Here is a 497-nt window from a genome sequence, read left to right as displayed (position 1 = left end):
GCTCAACACTGCTGCACGCGCCTATCTCGACGCCGCCAGGCGGCTGGAAGGCGAGGAATTGCCTGTCATCGTGCCCTTCGAACGCAAGGGTTTCCTCGATCGTCTTTTGGGAAGGAGGGCGGCATGAACCTGCTCGACATCTTCAAGCGGCGCTCCAGCGCGCCGGTGGCGCGCGAGCGGCTGCAAGTGCTGCTCGCCTATGAGCGCCGCAACCGCAGCCAGCCCGACCTCGTCTCCATCCTGCGCGAGGAGATCATGGCCGTCATCGCCAAGCACGTGCAGATCGACCAGGATTACCTGCAGGTCTCGATGGACCGCGGCGAGACCATGTCGACGCTGGAAATCGATATCCAGATCCCCAACAAGAGCGCCGTGCCCATGGCGATGGCGGGCTGACTTTTTACCCTCCCCCTTGTGGGGAGGGTCGCTGCGAAGCAGCGGGGTGGGGGGCAGCACCCCACCCGGACCTTCGGTCCGACCTCCTGCGCTTTGCAGGG

General features: G+C 65.0%; 1 protein-coding gene and 1 pseudogene. Both read left to right on the top strand.

What is annotated here, in order from left to right; all coding sequences use genetic code 11:
• Positions 1-127: pseudogene (locus EN935_RS39820) on the top strand (septum site-determining protein MinD); the annotation flags it as partial.
• The gene (minE, locus tag EN935_RS39815) at positions 124-396 is read left to right on the top strand and encodes a cell division topological specificity factor MinE (protein WP_023813379.1); all 273 of its coding nucleotides are present in this window, start codon (positions 124-126) and stop codon (positions 394-396) included. The pseudogene EN935_RS39820 and the gene minE, both read left to right, overlap by 4 nt.
• Positions 397-497: the final 101 nt, after the last annotated feature.

This window comes from Mesorhizobium sp. M7D.F.Ca.US.004.03.1.1, from assembly GCF_003998635.1.
Taxonomy (GTDB): Bacteria; Pseudomonadota; Alphaproteobacteria; order Rhizobiales; family Rhizobiaceae; genus Mesorhizobium; species Mesorhizobium loti.
The sequence above is the reverse complement of the archived record's forward strand: the minus strand, read 5'-3'. Positions and strand labels throughout refer to the sequence as shown.